This is a genomic window from Streptomyces sp. NPDC001108 (assembly GCF_053598535.1).
Genome location: NZ_JBSFKL010000003.1, coordinates 567036 through 584397 on the forward strand (window position 1 = coordinate 567036; position 17362 = coordinate 584397).

General features: G+C 70.9%; 12 protein-coding genes and 1 riboswitch. Of the genes, 2 read left to right on the forward strand and 10 right to left on the reverse strand.

The genetic code is table 11. The features are described from left to right. Positions 1 to 228 precede the first annotated feature (228 nt). The 3 genes from ACWC97_RS11020 to ACWC97_RS11030 all read right to left on the reverse strand — a co-directional run bounded on the left by ACWC97_RS11020 (position 229) and on the right by ACWC97_RS11030 (position 4253). Positions 229 to 1044 (reverse strand): M23 family metallopeptidase, encoded by an 816-nt coding sequence (locus tag ACWC97_RS11020; protein WP_450648724.1) that lies wholly within the window; start codon positions 1042 to 1044, stop codon positions 229 to 231. 13 nt (positions 1045 to 1057) lie between these two features. After that, a riboswitch (cyclic di-AMP (ydaO/yuaA leader) is annotated at positions 1058 to 1223 on the reverse strand. 265 nt (positions 1224 to 1488) lie between these two features. Next, a complete protein-coding gene (locus ACWC97_RS11025) occupies positions 1489 to 2871 on the reverse strand; it encodes a M16 family metallopeptidase (protein ID WP_352273276.1) in 1383 nt (460 codons plus the stop codon). Between the two features lie 23 nt (positions 2872 to 2894). Next, a complete protein-coding gene (locus ACWC97_RS11030) occupies positions 2895 to 4253 on the reverse strand; it encodes a M16 family metallopeptidase (protein WP_352273250.1) in 1359 nt (452 codons plus the stop codon). 268 nt (positions 4254 to 4521) lie between these two features. Here ACWC97_RS11030 and ACWC97_RS11035 point away from each other — a divergent pair, with 268 nt between their 5' ends. Next, complete coding sequence (locus ACWC97_RS11035; RefSeq protein ID WP_450648726.1) at positions 4522 to 6972, forward strand: DNA gyrase/topoisomerase IV subunit A; 2451 nt, start codon at positions 4522 to 4524, stop codon at positions 6970 to 6972. Between the two features lie 26 nt (positions 6973 to 6998). Here the strand turns inward: ACWC97_RS11035 and ACWC97_RS11040 are convergent, their stop codons facing one another. Both ACWC97_RS11040 and ACWC97_RS11045 read right to left on the reverse strand, forming a co-directional pair. After that, a complete protein-coding gene (locus ACWC97_RS11040; protein WP_385205419.1) occupies positions 6999 to 8108 on the reverse strand; it encodes a CobW family GTP-binding protein in 1110 nt (369 codons plus the stop codon). Between the two features lie 12 nt (positions 8109 to 8120). Next, on the reverse strand, positions 8121 to 9293 hold the full coding sequence (locus tag ACWC97_RS11045; protein ID WP_450648728.1) for a citrate synthase/methylcitrate synthase: 1173 nt from the start codon (positions 9291 to 9293) through the stop codon (positions 8121 to 8123). Between the two features lie 110 nt (positions 9294 to 9403). Between ACWC97_RS11045 and ACWC97_RS11050 the strand changes: the two genes are divergently transcribed. Beyond that, a complete protein-coding gene (locus ACWC97_RS11050) occupies positions 9404 to 10732 on the forward strand; it encodes a citrate/2-methylcitrate synthase (RefSeq protein ID WP_450648730.1) in 1329 nt (442 codons plus the stop codon). A 46-nt stretch (positions 10733 to 10778) separates the two neighbouring features. Here the strand turns inward: ACWC97_RS11050 and ACWC97_RS11055 are convergent, their stop codons facing one another. The 5 genes from ACWC97_RS11055 to ACWC97_RS11075 all read right to left on the reverse strand — a co-directional run bounded on the left by ACWC97_RS11055 (position 10779) and on the right by ACWC97_RS11075 (position 17155). After that, a complete protein-coding gene (locus tag ACWC97_RS11055) occupies positions 10779 to 12371 on the reverse strand; it encodes a solute symporter family protein (RefSeq protein ID WP_352273255.1) in 1593 nt (530 codons plus the stop codon). After that, entirely contained in the window at positions 12368 to 12811 is a 444-nt protein-coding gene (locus ACWC97_RS11060; protein ID WP_385206372.1) for a DUF485 domain-containing protein, read from the reverse strand. The genes ACWC97_RS11055 and ACWC97_RS11060 overlap by 4 nt, the downstream gene beginning before the upstream one ends. 131 nt (positions 12812 to 12942) lie before the next feature. Next, positions 12943 to 13632, reverse strand: coding sequence for a response regulator transcription factor (locus ACWC97_RS11065; RefSeq protein WP_352279484.1), 690 nt, complete (start codon positions 13630 to 13632; stop codon positions 12943 to 12945). After that, positions 13629 to 14879, reverse strand: a complete 1251-nt coding sequence (locus tag ACWC97_RS11070) for a sensor histidine kinase (RefSeq protein ID WP_450648734.1) — start codon at positions 14877 to 14879, stop codon at positions 13629 to 13631. The genes ACWC97_RS11065 and ACWC97_RS11070 overlap by 4 nt, the downstream gene beginning before the upstream one ends. A gap of 155 nt (positions 14880 to 15034) precedes the next feature. Beyond that, complete coding sequence (locus ACWC97_RS11075; RefSeq protein WP_385205404.1) at positions 15035 to 17155, reverse strand: DNA gyrase/topoisomerase IV subunit B; 2121 nt, start codon at positions 17153 to 17155, stop codon at positions 15035 to 15037. Positions 17156 to 17362: the final 207 nt, after the last annotated feature.

Here is a 17362-nt window from a genome sequence, read left to right on the forward strand (position 1 = left end):
ATGCCCGCGAAACGCGGCCGCCCGACACCTGTTCCGTGACTCTATTGCAATGCGGCGGCATTTCCGATGCCGGGCAGGAATCGATGAATATCTTCCGGCCGCGGACCGGTCGCATCGGAGAGCGGTGACGTCGGGGAGCGGTCGCGCGGGAGAGGGGTCACCCGCACCGTGCGGCAGGCATGCCGAAGGCCCCGGACGCGCGGTCCGGGGCCTTCGGTGGATGGTCCGTCAGAGGGCGGCGCCGTGGGCGCGCAGATACGCGACCGGGTCCAGGTCGGAGCCGTACGAAGGCGTCGTGCGGGCTTCGAAGTGGAGGTGCGGGCCGGTGGAGTTGCCGGTGGAGCCGGAGAGGGCGATCTGCTGGCCGGCGGCGACGCTCTGGCCGACCGACACCCCGATCGAGGAAAGGTGGCCGTACTGCGTGTACGTGCCGTCCGTCATCCGGAGCACGATGTTGTTGCCGTACGCGCCGCCCCAGCCGGCCTCGACGACCGTACCGGCGCCGACGGCGACGACGGAGCTGCCGGAGGCGGCGTGGAAGTCGACGCCCGAGTGGCTGCCGGAGGACCAGAGCGAGCCGCCGGACTTGTAGCCGGTGGTGACGTACGAACCGGCGACCGGGAGACGGAAGGCTCCCGGCACCGTGCGCTCGGCGGACCGGGCGACGCGGGCCGTACCGGCGCGGGACCCGGCGGCGCGCTCCGCCGCCGCCCTCGCCTCGGCCTTCTTCTTGGCTTCGGCCTTCTTGCGCGCCTCGGCCTTCTTGTGCGCCTCGGCCTTGGCCTTCGCCGTGGCGACGGCCTGGCTCGCCTGCGCGTCGGCCTGGGCGCCGATCCGCTCGGCAAGGGTCTTCTCGATGGTGAGGACCTGGGTGAGGCCGGTGTCCTCGACAGCGGCGGACTCCGACTCCGCGGCGACGGCCGGGGCGGCCAGACCGCCGATGACACCGGTGGTGGCGAGGGTCGCGACGCCGACGGCCTTCGCGCCCCTGCGCGTCAGTCGGCTCGGGGCACGATGCTTCCCCGTGGCACGGGTGAACGCCATGAAGTGGCTGGTCCTTTCCTTCCTTCTCGCCTACCGGGTTAGCTGACGGGTTCGGAGCAGGAAGGTCTCCTACGGACACCTCGGCCTCTCGGGGCTCAGGCGTCCGATTCACCCCAGGGACTACATGGGTCCCCGGCTCCCCGGGCTCGCGCCGGACGGGGACTCGGCGATGACTGTCCGGTACGCCCCTGATGCGGCATACGAGTGACGAACAGTCGAGCCGACGCTAAACGGGGGCACTTACATCCACCAAATGGACAGGCCATTTTGTAGCGCATCCCACAGGGCAGACGGGCAACCTCCCCACGGAACGGACAAAAGGGGCGAATCTCGCACATCTTGCTTGCGGGATCCGCCCCCATGCCCTGCTGTCCGCCGGTTCTCCCCTGCCCCGTACCGGTCCCGTGGCAGGGAAGAGCCGGGAAGGGCCGAGAAGCCGGCGGGTCAGCCGGTGACCACCGACACCTCGCCGATGCCCAGGGCCCGGACGGGCTCCTCGATCCGCGCCGCGTCACCGACCAGGACGGTGACCAGCCGGTCGACCGGGAAGGCGTTGACGACCGCCGCGGTCGCCTCGACCGTGCCGGTCTCCGCGAGGCGGGCGTACAGCTGCGCCTGGTAGTCGTCCGGCAGATGCTGCTCGACCTGGTCGGCGAGGGTGCCCGCGACGGAGGCCGCCATCTCGAACTTCAGCGGCGCGACACCCACCAGGTTCTGCACCGCCGTCTCGCGCTCCTCGTCGGTGAGGCCCTCGGCGGCCAGGGTCCGCAGGACCGTCCACAGGTCCTTGAGGGCCGGCTCGGTGGATTCCGTGTCCACCGAACCGCTGATGGCCAGCATCGCGGCGCCGGTGGCGCCCGAGGCGGAGTCCGCAGCGGTCGAGCGCAGCACCTGGGCGAAGGCCCGCACTCCGTACGTGTAGCCCTTCTCCTCGCGCAGCACCCGGTCGAGGCGGGAGGTGAGCGTGCCGCCGAGGCAGTAGGTGCCGAGGACCTGGGCCGGCCACACGCTGTCGTGGCGGTCGGCACCGATCCGGCCGATCAGCAGCTGGGTCTGGACCGCGCCCGGACGGTCGACGATCACCACCCGGCCGGTGTCGTCGGCGGTGATCGGCGGCACCGGGCGGGGCGCGGCGGCCTCGCCCGACCAGTCGCCGAGGGTGTCGGCGAGCAGGGCGTCCAGGTCGATGCCGGTCAGGTCGCCGACGACCACGGCGGTCGCGGTGGACGGCCGGACGTGGGCGTCGAAGAAGGCCCGGACGGCCGCCGCGTCGATCCGCTCCACCGTCTCCTCGGTGCCCTGGCGCGGGCGCGACATCCGCGCCTCGGCCGGGAAGAGCTCCTTGGAGAGCTGCTTGGCGGCGCGACGGGCCGGGTTGGCCTGCTCGTGCGGGATCTCGTCGAGCCGGTTGCGCACCAGCCGCTCGATCTCGCTGTCGGCGAAGGCGGGCGCCCGCAGCGCCTCGGCGACCAGCCCGAGCGCCTTGGCCAGCCGGGAGGCCGGGACCTCCAGGGAGACCCGGACACCGGGGTGGTCGGCGTGCGCGTCGAGCGTGGCGCCGCAGCGCTCCAGCTCGGCCGCGAACTCCTCCGCGGTGCGCTTGTCGGTGCCCTCGGACAGCGCCCGCGACATGATCGTGGCCACGCCGTCGAGCCCCTCGGGCTCGGCCTCCAGCGGGGCGTCGAGGAAGATCTCGACCGCGACGACCTGCTGGCCGGGGCGGTGGCAGCGGAGCACCGTGAGACCGTTGGGCAGGGCGCCCCGCTCCGGCGCGGGGAAAGCCCAGGGGCGGGCGACGCCCGGGGCCGGCTGCGGGTGGTACTGCATCGAAACTCCAGTCGCCGCGTCGGTCACTTGCCGGCTCCTTCCTGCGCGTCGGTGTCGTCGCTGTCCGCGGACTCGGCCGCCTCGACCGGCTCGTAGACCAGCACCGCCCTGTTGTCGGGGCGCAGCCGGGCCTTGGCGACCGCCTGGACCTCCTCCGCGGTGACGTCGAGCACCCGCTGCACCGCGGTCAGGGCGAGCTGCGGGTCGCCGAACAGCACCGCGAACCGGCAGAGTTCGTCGGCGCGCCCGGCGACCGTACCGAGCCGGTCCAGCCACTCGCGCTCCAACTGGGCCTGCGCGCGCTCCATTTCCTCGGGCGTGGGGCCCTCGGCGGCGAACCGGGCGAGCTCCTCGTCGACCGCGGCCTCGATCTCCGGAACCTCCACGCCGCCGGACGTCTTCACGTCCAGCCAGCCCAGTGAGGGCGCGCCGGCCAGCCGCAGCAGTCCGAAGCCGGCCGCCACCGCCGTACGGTCACGGCGGACCAGACGGTTGTGGAGCCGGGAGGACTCGCCTCCGCCGAGGACGGTCAGCGCGAGGTCCGCCGCGTCGCACTCGCGGGTGCCGTCGTGCGGCAGCCGGTAGGCGGCCATCAGGGCACGCGCCGGAACCTCCTCGCGCACCTCCTCGCGCAGCTGCTCACCGATGATCTCCGGCAGCGTGCCGTCGCGCGGCGGCTGCTTGCCGTCGTGGGACGGGATGGATCCGAAGTACTTCTCGATCCAGGCGAGGGTCTCCTCGGGGTCGATGTCGCCGACCACCGAGAGCACCGCGTTGTTCGGCGCGTAGTAGGTGCGGAAGAAGGCGCGCGCGTCCTCCAGGGTCGCGGCGTCCAGATCGGCCATCGAGCCGATCGGGGTGTGGTGGTACGGGTGGCCCTCCGGGTAGGAGAGCGCCGTCAGCTTCTCGAACGCCGTGCCGTAGGGAACGTTGTCGTAGCGCTGGCGGCGCTCGTTCTTGACGACGTCGCGCTGGTTCTCCATGGACTCTTCGTCGAGCGCGGCGAGCAGCGAGCCCATCCGGTCCGCCTCCAGCCACAGGGCCAGCTCCAGCTGGTGCGTGGGCATGGTCTCGAAGTAGTTGGTGCGCTCGAAGCTGGTGGTGCCGTTGAGCGAGCCGCCGGCCCCCTGCACCAGCTCGAAGTGGCCGTTCCCCTTGACCTGGCCGGAGCCCTGGAACATCAGGTGCTCGAAGAGGTGAGCCAGGCCTGTGCGCCCCTCGACCTCGTGGCGCGAGCCGACGTCGTACCAGAGACAGACCGCGGCGACCGGGGTCAGATGGTCCTCGGAGAGCACCACGCGCAGGCCGTTGGCCAGGCGGTGCTCGGTCGCTGTCAAGCCGCCGGAGCCGGCCTGAGCGGTGGCCGTGTGACCCATGGGCATGTACGTCCCTTCGATCGCGATACTGGATTCCTGCGAGACCTGCCACTTTAAGCAAGCGGACGGACACCTGGCGAAGTTCCCGTTCCACGGAAGTTCGCGGGAAAGAGGGTCGCTCCCCGTACCCGCCGGGTCGGAGGAGCCTTCCGGCGCGGTCCGGGACACCCTTTGGGACGGGTCGAGGTCGGGGTTGTCAGTGCGGCGGTCCACAATGGTCCGCGTCAGAACCTGAGGTTGCCCGAACAGAATCCGTGAAGGAGTCGCAGCAGCGATGGCCCGCCGCAGCACGAAGACCCCGCCGCCGGACGACTTCGAGGAGAAGATCCTCGACATCGACGTCGTCGACGAAATGCAGGGCTCCTTCCTCGAGTACGCGTACTCCGTGATCTACTCGCGGGCCCTGCCCGACGCCCGCGACGGCATGAAGCCGGTGCACCGCCGCATCGTCTACCAGATGAACGAGATGGGCCTGCGCCCCGATCGCGGCTTCGTGAAGTGCGCCCGCGTCGTCGGCGAGGTCATGGGCAAGCTGCACCCGCACGGCGACGCGTCGATCTACGACGCGCTGGTCCGTCTGGCGCAGCCGTTCTCGATGCGGCTCCCGCTGGTCGACGGCCACGGGAACTTCGGCTCGCTCGGGAACGACGACCCGCCCGCCGCCATGCGGTACACCGAGTGCCGGATGGCCGACGCGACGTCCCTGATGACGGAGTCGATCGACGAGGACACCGTCAATTTCCAGTCGAACTACGACGGCCAGGAGACGGAGCCGTCCGTCCTCCCCGCCGCGTACCCGAACCTCCTGGTCAACGGGTCGTCCGGGATCGCGGTCGGGATGGCGACCAACATGCCGCCGCACAACCTGGGCGAGGTCGTCGCCGCCGCGCGGCACCTGATCAAGCACCCGGCCGCCGACCTGGAAACGCTGATGCGGTTCGTGCCGGGGCCCGACCTGCCCACCGGTGGCCGGATCGTGGGCCTGGGCGGCATCAAGGACGCGTACGCCCGCGGGCGCGGCACGTTCAAGATCCGCGCGACGGTCTCCGTGGAGAACGTGACGGCCCGCCGCAAGGGCCTGGTCGTCACCGAACTTCCCTTCGCCGTCGGCCCGGAGAAGGTGATCGCCAAGATCAAGGACCTGGTCTCGTCGAAGAAGCTCCAGGGCATCGCGGACGTCAAGGACCTGACCGACCGCGAGCACGGCCTGCGCCTGGTCATCGAGGTGAAGAACGGTTTCGTGCCGGAAGCCGTCCTGGAGCAGCTCTACCGGCTCACGCCGATGGAGGAGTCCTTCGGCATCAACAACGTGGCGCTGGTCGACGGCCAGCCGCTCACCCTGGGGCTCAAGGAGCTCCTGGAGGTCTATCTCGACCACCGCTTCGAGGTGGTGCGCCGGCGCAGCGAGTTCCGCCGGAGCAAGCGCCGCGACCGGCTCCACCTGGTCGAGGGCCTGCTCGTCGCGCTGATCGACATCGACGAGGTCATCCGGATCATCCGGTCCAGCGACAATTCGGCGCAGGCGAAGGAGCGGCTCATCGAGCACTTCTCGCTGAGCGAGACGCAGACGCAGTACATCCTGGACACTCCGCTGCGCCGGCTGACCAGGTTCGACCGGATCGAGCTGGAGAGCGAGCGGGACCGGCTCAACGGCGAGATCGACGAGCTGACCGTGATCCTCGAATCGGACAACGCGCTGCGCAAGCTGGTCTCCTCCGAACTGGCCGCGGTCGCGAAGAAGTTCGGCACCGAGCGGCGGACGGTCCTGCTGGAGTCGGCCGGTGCGCAGGTCGCCTCGGTGCCGCTTGAGGTCGCGGACGACCCGTGCCGGGTGCTGCTCTCCTCGACCGGCCTGCTGGCCCGTACGGCCAACGACGAGCCGGTGGTGCTCGCCGAGGACGCCAAGCGTGCCAAGCACGACGTGATCGTGTCGGCCGTTCCGGCGACGGCCCGCGGCGACGTGGGCGTGGTGACGTCCGAGGGGCGGCTGCTCCGCCTCTCGGTGATCGACCTGCCCCAGCTGCCGGACACCCACGCGGCGCCCAACCTGTCGGGCGGGGCGATGGTCACCGAGTTCCTCACGCTGGAGAGCGACGAGTCGGTCGTCTGCCTCACCACGCTCGACGAGTCCTCCCCGGGCCTGGCGATCGGGACCCTTCAGGGCGTCGTCAAGCGGGTGGTGCCGGACTATCCCGCCAACAAGGACGAGCTGGAGGTCATCGCGCTCAAGGAGGGCGACCGGATCGTCGGCGCCGCCGAGTTGCGTACCGGCGAGGAGGACCTGGTCTTCATCACCTCCGACGCCCAGCTGCTGCGCTACCCGGCGGCTCAGGTGCGGCCGCAGGGCAGGGCCGCGGGGGGCATGGCGGGGGTCAAGCTCGCCGCGGGCGCGGAGGTGCTCTCGTTCACCGCGGTGGACCCGGCGGCGGACGCGATGGTGTTCACGGTCGCCGGCTCGCACGGCCTGCTCGACGACTCGCTGCTGACCTGCAAGCTCACCCCGTTCGACCAGTACCCGCGCAAGGGCCGGGCCACCGGCGGGGTGCGCTGTCAGCGGTTCCTCAAGGGCGAGGACAGCCTGGTGTTCGCCTGGGCGGGGGCCACACCGGCCCGCGCCGCGCAGCAGAACGGGGCTCCGAGCGAGCTGCCCGCCCCCGACCCCCGGCGCGACGGTTCGGGTACGCCGCTGCCCAAGCCGGTCGCGGTGGTCGCCGGCCCGGTGTAGCCACCGGCCCGGCGCCGGGCGCGTGTCTACGCGTCGTCGTCGCCGGGCTGTCGTACGTACCGCAGGACGCCCCACATGCTCCGTTCATGTGCGGCGTCCTGCGTCGTTCCCGGGTCCTCGCTCTCCCGGCAGTCGGCCAGCTCCTTGCCCAGGGCCTCCGGGGCGATGCCCGAGCCGATCAGCACCAGCTGGGTGGCGCGCCGCTCGCCGCGCTTCCAGGGCTGCGGCTCGAACCGCAGGAACCGGCCGACGGCGTGCAGGACGTACTTGTTGGCCCGGTCGCCGCTGCCGAAGTCGACGAAGCCCTTGATCCGGTAGAGCCCCTGCGGCCGGGAGTCGAGGAACTCCATCAGCCGGCGCGGGTTCATCGGCACGTCCGCGGTGAAGGAGACGCTGTCGTACGCGGCGTGGAGGTGGTGCGCGTGTCCGTCGCCGCCCTCGTCGTCCCGCTCCGCCAGGAGCAGGTCCTCGAAACTGAGCTGGCGCGTCTTCTCCTCACCGTCCGGCCGCAGCGCCGGGTCGAAGAGCAGCTCGGGGTCGATCCGGCCGTACGTCGCGGAGACGACGGCGGGGGCGCCGCCGGCGCGGGCACCGGCCGCGGCGACGGCCTCCCGGACGCGGTCCTGTTCCTCGCCGCCGACCCGGTCGGTCTTGTTGAGCACGACGAGGTCGGCGACGGCGAGGTGGCGGTCGAGCTCCGGATGGCGCGCCCGGGTGGCGTCGAACTCCGCCGCGTCGACGACCTCCACCAGTCCCCCGTACACGATGTGCGGATTGTCGCTGGCCAGGAGCATCCGTACGAGTTCCTGCGGCTCGGCCAGCCCGCTGGCCTCGATGACGATCACGTCGAGCCGGGCGGCGGGCCCGGTCAGCGTCTCCAGGAAGGTGTCGAGCTCGCTCGCGTCGACCGCGCAGCACAGGCAGCCGTTGCCCAGCGAGACCGTGGAGCCGACCTGCCCGGAGACGGTCATGGCGTCGATCTCGATGGCGCCGAAATCGTTGACGATCACCCCGATCCGGTTCCCGGCACGGTTGCGGAGCAGGTGGTTGAGGAGCGTCGTCTTGCCCGATCCCAGGAACCCCGCGAGGACGATGACCGGGATCTGCTGCCTGCGGGGCTGGGACGACGCGTTCAACGGATACCTCTCTCAGGCGCCTCGGAGTACGGGGACCGGCTGCGGCGGGCGCGTACCGACGTAGCGGGCCGCCGGGCGGATGATCTTGGAGTCTTCCGCCTGCTCCAGGATATTGGCGCTCCAGCCGACCACTCGCGCCACACAGAACGTCGGGGTGAACATCTCGCGCGGCAGTCCGCACAGCTCCATGACGACTCCGGCGTAGAACTCCACGTTGGTGTGCAGCTCCCGGCCGGGCTTGAGTTCGGCGAGGATCGCCTCGACCCGGCGCTCGACCTCGACGGCCAGGTCGACCAGCGGGCCGCCGAAGCCCTGGGCGATGCCCCGCAGCATCCGTGAGCGGGGGTCCTCGGTGCGGTAGACGGGGTGCCCGAACCCCATGATCCGCTCGCCCGCGAGCACCCGCTCCCGGATCCAGCCGTCGATCCGGTCGGGGGTGCCGATGGCGTCCAGCGTGTCGAGCGCCCGGCTCGGCGCCCCGCCGTGCAGCGGCCCGGAGAGCGCGCCGACGGCCGCCACCAGGCAGGCGGCCACATCGGCGCCGGTGGAGGCGACGACCCGGCCGGTGAACGTCGAGGCGTTGAAGCCGTGGTCGACGGTCGAGATCAAGTACTGCTCCACTGCCCTGGCGCGGGCCTCGTCCGGTACGGAGCCGGTGAGCATGTACAGGTAGTTGGCCGCGTGCGGCAGATCCTCGCGCGGCTCCACCGGTTCGAGGCCCCGGCCGATCCGGTGGAGGGCGGCGAGCACGGTGGGGACGGCGGCGCAGAGCGCCAGCGCGTCGGCCCGGCGCTCGTCGGGACCGATGTCGTACACCGGCCGCAGCCCGGCCGAGGCGCCCAGGAGCGAGAGGGCGGTACGCAGACCGGCCAGCGGTCCGCTCGCGGCTCCGGCCCGTGCGAGGGCGGGCAGCATCTCCCCCACCTCGGCGGGCAGCCGCCGCAGCGCGGCGGTGCGGGCGGCGAACGCGGTACGGGCTTCCGCGTCGGGGAGCGCGCCCTCGGACATCAGGTACCAGACGTCCTCGAAACTCCGGGCCCGCGCCAGCTCGATCGCGGAGTACTGGCGGTAGTGGTAGAAGCCCTCGCGCCCCCGGACGTCCCCGAGGGCGGTGTCGGTGACGACGACACCCGCGAGCCCCCGGGGCACGTCGAGAGGCGGGGTTCCGCTGTTCGTGGTCGGCATTTTTCCTCCATGTGCACCCGGCGGGTCTTTTCTGGGATTGATTTCGACCATCCATGATTGACTTCAATCCTGTCAACATTGATTTAATCAATATAGATAGGGTTGACGGCATGAAGGATCAAGCAGCGTCCAGCAGCGGTCCGGAGGCGGTGGCCGCCCAGCGCCTCAGCACCCGGGAGGCCGCCGAACGGCTCGGCGTGAAGCCGGAGACGTTGTACGCGTACGTCAGTCGGGGCCAACTGAGCAGCGCACGCGCCCCGGGCGGGCGCGGCAGCACGTACGACGCCGCGGAGATCGACGCACTGGCCCGGCGGACGAACCGGAAACCGCCCTCCCCCGCCACCGGCGATCCGGTCTTCCGCACCGGCATCACGCTCATCGAGAACGACCGCTACTACTTCCGCGGCGTCGACGCGACCGAACTGGCCCGGCACTACGGCTGCGAAGAGGTCGCCGAGTGGCTCTGGACCGGCGAGCTACGGCCCGGCATCCGCTTCACGGCGCCCGCCGAGGCCCTGGCCGCAGCCCGCCGGGCGGTCGACGCGCTGCCCGCGCACAGCGGATCGACGGACCGGCTGCGGGTGGCCGTGGTCGCCGCGGCCACCACCGATCCGCTCCGCTTCGACCTCTCGCGGGAGTCGGTGCTCGCCGCCGCACGAGGTCTCGTCCCGACCCTGGTCGCCGCTCTGCCCGTGGTCCCGGGTGGACAGCAGGACGCCGGGGCGACCGGCGGACCGCCCTCCGGAACGGGCGGACTGGCCCGGCAACTATGGCCGAAACTCACCGCCCTGCCCGTCGACGAGACGGCGCTCTCCGTGCTGGACACGGCGCTCGCCCTGCTGATCGACCACGATCTCGCGGCATCGACGCTGGCCGCCAGGGTCGCGGCGTCCGCCCACGCCCATCCGTACGCGGTGGTCTCCGCGGGTCTCGGGGTCCTGGAGGGCCCGCTGCACGGGGCGGCGAGCGGGCTGGCGCACCGCATGCTGATCGAGGTCCTCGAACGGGGCTCCGCCGCCCCGGTGATCGCGGACCATCTCCGTACCGGACGCCGGGTGCCCGGACTCGGTCACCGCCTCTACACCTCGGAGGACCCCAGGGCGCGGGCGCTGTTCGCCCAGCTGGACCGGGTGCCCCGGGCCGCTGCCGCGCTCGCGGCAGCACGTGACGTGGTCGCCACGACCGCCCGGCACACCCCCCTGCACGCCAATGTCGACCTGGCGCTCGCCGTGCTCTCGGTCTCCTGCTCTATGCCCGCGGAGGCCGGTGAGACGGTGTTCGCGGTCTCCCGCACGGCCGGCTGGATCGCCCACGCCCTGGAGGAGTACGGGGAACGGCCGTTGCGCATCCGCCCCAGCGGCCAGTACAACGGTCCCCGTCCGCCGCAACCACTGCCCGTCGCGGTGACGGACGGGCCGCCGCGTGACCGGCGGTGGTGACGGACGGAGGGGGCCTTCGACGGCCCGGCGCGCGCCGGGCCGATAACTACACCGCGCCCGCGCCGGTCAGCGCGCGGACCTCGGTCTCCGCGTGCTTGGCCTCGTCGGGCGACTCGCCGGAGGTGACCGTTCCGATCCACCCCGCCAGGAAGCCCAGCGGAATGGAGACGAGCCCGGGGTTCTCCAGCGGGAAGTACTGGAAGTCGGCTCCCGGGAAGAGCGAGGCGGGGCTGCCGGACACCACCGGCGAGAACACCACGAGCAGGACGGCCGGGATCAGCCCGCCGTAGACGGACCAGACCGCCCCCCGCGTGGTGAAACTCCGCCAGAACAGGGAGTACAGCAGCACCGGGAGGTTGGCCGAGGCGGCGACGGCGAAGGCGAGCCCCACCAGGAACGCGACGTTCAGCCCTTGGGCGAGCAGGCCGAGGGCGATGGCGACGATCCCGATCCCCGTGGCGGCCACCCGGGCCACGACGACCTCGCTGTGCTGCTTGGCGCCGGGACGCCGGAACGAGGCGTAGAGATCGTGGGCCACGGAGGCGGACGAGGCGAGTGTGATCCCGGCGACGACCGCGAGGATCGTCGCGAAAGCGACCGCGGCGACCACGGCGAAGAGGATCGCCCCTCCGGTGGAGCCCTCGCCGCCGCCCAGCTCCAGGGCCAGCAGCGGGACCGCCGTGTTGCCCGCGGCGTTGGACGCCCGTACCTCGGCGGAGCCGACCAGGGCGGCCGCCCCGAACCCGAGCGCGATCGTCATCAGGTAGAAACTGCCGATGAGCCCGATCGACCAGACGACCGAGCGGCGCGCGGCGCTGGCGGTGGGCACGGTGTAGAAGCGCGACAGGATGTGCGGCAGACCGGCCGTACCGAGCACCAGCGCCAGCCCGAGACTGATGAAGTCGATACGCGCGGTCCAGGTGCCTCCGTACAGGAGTCCGGGCGAGAGGAACCGGCTTCCGTGCCCGCTCCGTCCGGCGGCGGAGTCGAGCACCGCGTTGAAGTCGCCGTGGAACCGGACCAGGACCAGGACGGTCAGAACGACCGCGCCCGCCATCAGCAGCACGGCCTTGACGATCTGGATCCAGGTGGTGGCGCGCATACCGCCGAGCGACACGTAGATCACCATGAGCGCCCCGACCCCGATGACGGTCCAGGAGCGGGCGGCACCGCTCGTCCCGCCGAGGAGGAGCGCCACAAGACTGCCCGCGCCCACCATCTGCGCCACGAGGTAGAGCACCGAGACGGTGACGGAGGACGTGCCCACCGCGATCCGTACCGGGCGCTCGGCCATCCGCGCCGCCACCACGTCGGCGAGCGTGAACCGCCCGCAGTTCCGGACGAGTTCGGCGACCAGGAGCAGCACCACGAGCCAGGCGACGAAGAAGCCGACCGAGTAGAGCATGCCGTCGTAGCCGAAGAGTGCGATCAGACCGGAGATGCCGAGGAACGAGGCGGCCGACATGTAGTCGCCCGCGATGGCGAATCCGTTCTCCATCGGGGAGAACAGCCGCCCGCCCGCGTAGAACTCCTCCGCCGAGCCATGGCGGTTGCGGCTCACCCAGGTGGTGATGGCGAGTGTCACCGCGATGAAGACGCTGAACAGGACGAGAGCCAGCGTCTGGTGGTTGCCGTTCAACGTCCGGCCCCCCGCGTCATCTCCTGCGTCTGCCAGCGCAGATCGAGCGCCGCACGGTCCCTGCGCAGCCGCGCGTGACGCGCGTACGCCCAGGTGAGCAGGAAGGTGGTGAGGAACTGCCCGATCCCCGCGAGCATCGCGACGTTCACCGCCCCGACCACCGGTCGGTCCATCAGCCCCGGCACCGCGACCGCGGCGACGACGTACACCAGGTACCAGAGGAAGAAGGCGAGGGTGGCCGGAACGACGAACCGCCGGTACCGTCGGCGCACTTCCTGGAACGCCTCGCTGCGCTGCACCTCCACATAGATCTCGGCCGCGCTGAGAGCGCGCCGCGGGTCCGCCGCCCCGGGCGCCCCGGCGTGGGCGGCGCCGCCCACGCCGTCCGGCTCGCCCCATCCGGAGGCCGACGCGTCGTACCACGGGTCGTCGAGACGCATCGCTGCGGCCTCACGCCCTGCTTCCTTCTCCACGGAACAACTCCCCTAGTCCACGGACCACTTCGGCCGTGTACTCAAGAATGTGCGGATCGGGAAGGACGCGGACGAGCCATTTGCCGGACTTCACCACTTCAGGTGATAACCGACCCGGGCGGCTGTGCGAGCCCCCGAACGTACGCGTAACGAACCGCCTTCGCCCGGTCGCGCACCCCGGTCTTGGCAAAGAGATTGTTGATGTGGCTCTTCACGGTGGCCTGCGAGATGCACAGCCGGCGGGCGATCTCCGGGTTGGACAGACCCTCCGCGATCAGCACCAGCACTTCCAGCTCGCGCGGTGTCAGACCGTCGGGCAGTTGCCCCTCGGACACCGGTGGGGGTGGCTGCGGAGACGGCGGCGGGGTCTCGGTCACGCGCTCCAGCAGACGGCGCTGCACGCTGGGCGAGAGGCCGACGTCGCCCGAGAGCACCGCCTGAACGGCCCGTACGATCTCCTCGCCGCCTGCGTCCTTGGTCAAGTACCCACGGGCCCCGGCCCGCAACGCGGGGAAGAGCGAATCATCGTCCTCGAACGTCGTGAGCACCACCACCTGGGTGCCCGGATGGTCCCTACGGATCCGCCGCGTGGCCTCCGCACCGTCGCACCGGGGCATTCTCAGATCCATCAGCACGACGTCCGGGGACAGCTCCGCCACGAGTGACACGGCCTCCTCCCCGTCCCGCGCCGCCCCCACCACCTCGATCCCGGGCAACAGCCCCAGCAGCATCACGATTCCTTCGCGCACCACCGACTGGTCGTCGGCGACGACGACCCGCGCGTTCACGCGGGCACCCGCAGAGACACCACGAACCCCTCCTCACCCGGACCGGCCTCCAGCGTCCCGCCCATCAGCTCGGCCCGCTCCCTCATCCCCAGCAGACCGTATCCGGAGCCGCTGGCCGACAGCTCCCCCTCGGGCTTTCTTCCACCCGAATCCCTGACCTCCAGCACGACTTCGTCCGGCAGGTACTCCAGCCGTATGCGCACGTCGGCCCCCGGCGCGTGTTTGCGCACATTGGTCATGGCTTCCTGCGCCACTCTCCGGACCGTCTGCGAGGTCTCGGGCGTCAGTCTCCGCTTCTCGCCCTCCACGCTGACCCCCGCCGGCTCGGCGGCCAGCAGTTGGCGCAGGAAGTCCTCCACGGGAGAGACCTCCCCCCGGAGCGCGGACAGGGCCTGCCGGGTCTCCGCGAGCCCCTCGCGGGCCATGGAACGGGCGGTCACGACCCGGTCCAGCACCTGGTCCCGGAACTCCCCCGCGGGCTCCCGCTCGATCAGCAGCCGCGCCGCTTCCAGATGCACCAGTTGGGCGGAGAGGCTGTGGGCGAGCACATCGTGGATCTCGCGCGCGATCCTGGACCGCTCGTCCAGCGCGGCCCTCCCGGCCTCCGCCTCACGGGCCGCGCGTTCCTGCACGAGGAGTCTCTGTGCGTTACCCCGGGCCTCCGCATCGAGTCGGAGCACATAGCCCCCCAGCGAGAGACCCGCTGCGGACATGAACGTGGCGAGCCGGCCGTCGGTACTCATGAGGGCATACCCGCCGAGCGCCACGGCCAGGGCCGGAAGACCCGGCGTGAGCGGCAGCCGCTCCAGCGCGGTGACCGCGCAGCCGCACCAGAGGATCAGCGCGGGGGTGTCCGCCCCCGCCCGTTGCGCGCCGAAGGCCGCCAGCATCAGCAGGGCCAGCAGGCCGAGAGACGGCCACAGCCGGTGTTCGAGACTGGTGCGGAAGAACGCCCACCCGACGAAGGCACACCCCGTCACACCCAGCAAGCCGAGCACCACCGCCCAGGGCCCGAACCGCCCACTGCCGAAGGTGCCCCAGAGCATGACGGCTGCCAGCGCCACCCGTACCGACCAGGTGATCACCCTGCGGGGCAGGGCGTAGCTCGCCCCGGACAGGGCTTCCCGGGTCGGCCAGTCGGTCCAGACCGCAGGCGTCGCACGCGGTATTTCCCGCCCCGGCCCGGACACCGCCCCACCCGGCGAACCGGCGTGCGGCGCAGCGGTCGCGTCGGCGAATCCTGACATGGCGGCCTCCGAGATGCGGGAAGGTGGACGCCTTCGACGCTACGGAATCGGCCGGGCACAGGTCATCGGCCCAGGGGTTGATCGCGGGTGGAGAGGCCGTCTCCACCCGCGGGTGGAGACGGCCTCGAACCGTGGAGGCGTACCCGCTGTCCGGCTCAGACGTCGATGCGCGAGCGGTCCAGCGTCGCGGCGGAGCTGGTGATGAATTCCTTGCGGGGAGCCACTTCATTGCCCATGAGCAGATCGAAGACCTGCTCGGCCGCGTCCAGATCACCGATGTTGATCCTCCGCAGGGTGCGGTGGCGCGGGTCCATCGTGGTCTCCGCCAGCTGGTCGGCGTCCATCTCGCCCAGACCCTTGTAGCGCTGGACCGAGTCCTTGTACCGGATGTTCTTCCGCTGGAGCTCCAGCAGCCGCTGGCGAAGCTCGTTGTCCGAATACGTGTAGATGTACTTGTCCTGGCCCTTCTTCGGCTGGACCAGCTCGATCCGGTGCAGCGGGGGCACCGCTGCGAAGACCCGTCCCGCCTCGACCATGGGCCGCATGTACCGCTGGAACAGCGTCAGCAGCAGGACCCGGATGTGCGCACCGTCGACGTCGGCGTCCACCAGCAGGACGATCTTCCCGTACCGGGCGGCGTCGATGTCGAAGGTCCGGCCCGACCCTGCTCCTATGACCTGGATGATCGCCCCGCACTCGGCGTTCTTCAGCATGTCCGAGACGGAGGCCTTCTGGACGTTGAGGATCTTGCCCCGGATCGGCAGCAGTGCCTGGAACTCGCTGTTCCGGGCAAGCTTCGCCGTACCGAGCGCGGAGTCCCCCTCGACGATGAAGAGCTCGCTGCGGTCCACGTCGTCGCTGCGGCAGTCGGCGAGCTTGGCCGGCAGCGAGGAGGACTCCAGCGCCGTCTTGCGACGCTGTGCGTCCTTGTGCTGACGGGCCGCGATGCGGGTCCGCGCGGCCGCGACCGCCTTGTCCAGGACGGCCCTGGCCTGGGCCTTCGCATCCCGTTTGGTCGAGGTCAGGAAAGCCTTGAGTTCCTTGGACACGACATTGGCGACGATGCGGTTGGCCGCCGAGGTGCCGAGCACCTCCTTGGTCTGGCCCTCGAACTGCGGCTCGGCCAGGCGCACGGTGACCACTGCGGTCAGGCCCTCCAGCGCGTCGTCCTTGACGATGTCGTCCTCGGCGACGCGGAGCAGCTTGGCGGAGCGCAGCACCTCGTTGACCGTCTTGGTCACGGAGCGCTCGAATCCGGTCACGTGCGTGCCACCCTTGGGGGTGGCGATGATGTTGACGAAGGACTTGACGTTGGTGTCGTAGCCGGTGCCCCAGCGTAGTGCGACATCGACGGCGAGTTCGCGCGTGACCTCGGTCGCCGTCATGTGGCCGCGCTCGTCGAGCACCGGCACGGTCTCCTTGAACGTGCCCTGCCCGCTCAGGCGCAGGACGTCGCAGACCGCCTTGTCCTGGGCCAGGTACTCGCAGAACTCGCTGATCCCGCCGTCGAACCGGAAGGTCTCCTCGGTCCGCTCGCCACCGTCCAGTCCGCGTTCGTCGCGGACGACGATGGTGAGCCCCGGAACGAGGAAGGCCGTCTGCCGGGCCCGCTGGTACAGCGTCTCCAGGCTGAGCTTGGCGTCCTTGAGGAAGATCTGCCGGTCCGCCCAGTAGCGCACCCGGGTTCCGGTGCGCGTCTTCGGCACCCGCTTGCCCTTGAGCAGGCCGTTGGCCGGGTCGAACGGGCTGTCCGGCCCCGATTCGGTGAAGATGCCCGGGACACCGCGCCGGAAGCTGATCGAGTGCGTCGCGCTGTTGCGGTCGACCTCGACGTCGAGCCGGGAGGAGAGCGCGTTGACGACCGAGGCGCCGACACCGTGCAGACCGCCCGACGCGGCGTAGGAGCCGCCGCCGAACTTCCCGCCCGCGTGCAGCTTGGTCATCACGACCTCGACGCCGGAGAGGCCCGTCTTGGGCTCGACGTCGACCGGAATGCCTCGCCCGTTGTCCCGGACCTCCACGGAGTTGTCGTCGTGGAGGATGACCTCGATCCGGTCGCAGTAACCGCCCAGGGCCTCGTCGACGGAATTGTCGATGATCTCCCAGAGACAGTGCATGAGGCCGCGGCTGTCGGTCGACCCGATGTACATCCCGGGGCGTTTGCGAACCGCTTCGAGCCCCTCGAGTACGAGCAGATGCCGCGCGGTGTAGTTGGAGCCGTCTTGGTCTGCTCCGGTCAGCAGCGCAGTGGACGGCACGGACGTATCGGCGGTCACGCGGTTCGCTCCTCGCTGAATTTCAAATGAGGCCCAGTGGGTAACGGGCTCGGCTTCGGTCGCCGCTGAGAGGGTACCGAGGCCTGGTAGAGCGGTTGTCACGCCACCCTTCGTCACCCCTCACACTAGTCCAGCCTCGCATACACGTTCGATGCCTTGCGGGAGTGACGCGAACATCACGTTCCCTTCCAGGCATGAACCATTTAG

What these genes read in the sequence shown, in the direction of transcription:
- ACWC97_RS11020 (WP_450648724.1), bottom strand. Translation starts at nt 1,044, where the DNA reads ATGGCGTTCACCCGTGCCACGGGGAAGCATCGTGCCCCGAGCCGACTG.
- ACWC97_RS11025 (WP_352273276.1), bottom strand. Translation starts at nt 2,871, where the DNA reads ATGCAGTACCACCCGCAGCCGGCCCCGGGCGTCGCCCGCCCCTGGGCT.
- ACWC97_RS11030 (WP_352273250.1), bottom strand. Translation starts at nt 4,253, where the DNA reads ATGCCCATGGGTCACACGGCCACCGCTCAGGCCGGCTCCGGCGGCTTG.
- ACWC97_RS11035 (WP_450648726.1), top strand. Translation starts at nt 4,522, where the DNA reads ATGGCCCGCCGCAGCACGAAGACCCCGCCGCCGGACGACTTCGAGGAG.
- ACWC97_RS11045 (WP_450648728.1), bottom strand. Translation starts at nt 9,293, where the DNA reads ATGCCGACCACGAACAGCGGAACCCCGCCTCTCGACGTGCCCCGGGGG.
- ACWC97_RS11050 (WP_450648730.1), top strand. Translation starts at nt 9,404, where the DNA reads ATGAAGGATCAAGCAGCGTCCAGCAGCGGTCCGGAGGCGGTGGCCGCC.
- ACWC97_RS11060 (WP_385206372.1), bottom strand. Translation starts at nt 12,811, where the DNA reads ATGCGTCTCGACGACCCGTGGTACGACGCGTCGGCCTCCGGATGGGGC.
- ACWC97_RS11070 (WP_450648734.1), bottom strand. Translation starts at nt 14,879, where the DNA reads ATGTCAGGATTCGCCGACGCGACCGCTGCGCCGCACGCCGGTTCGCCG.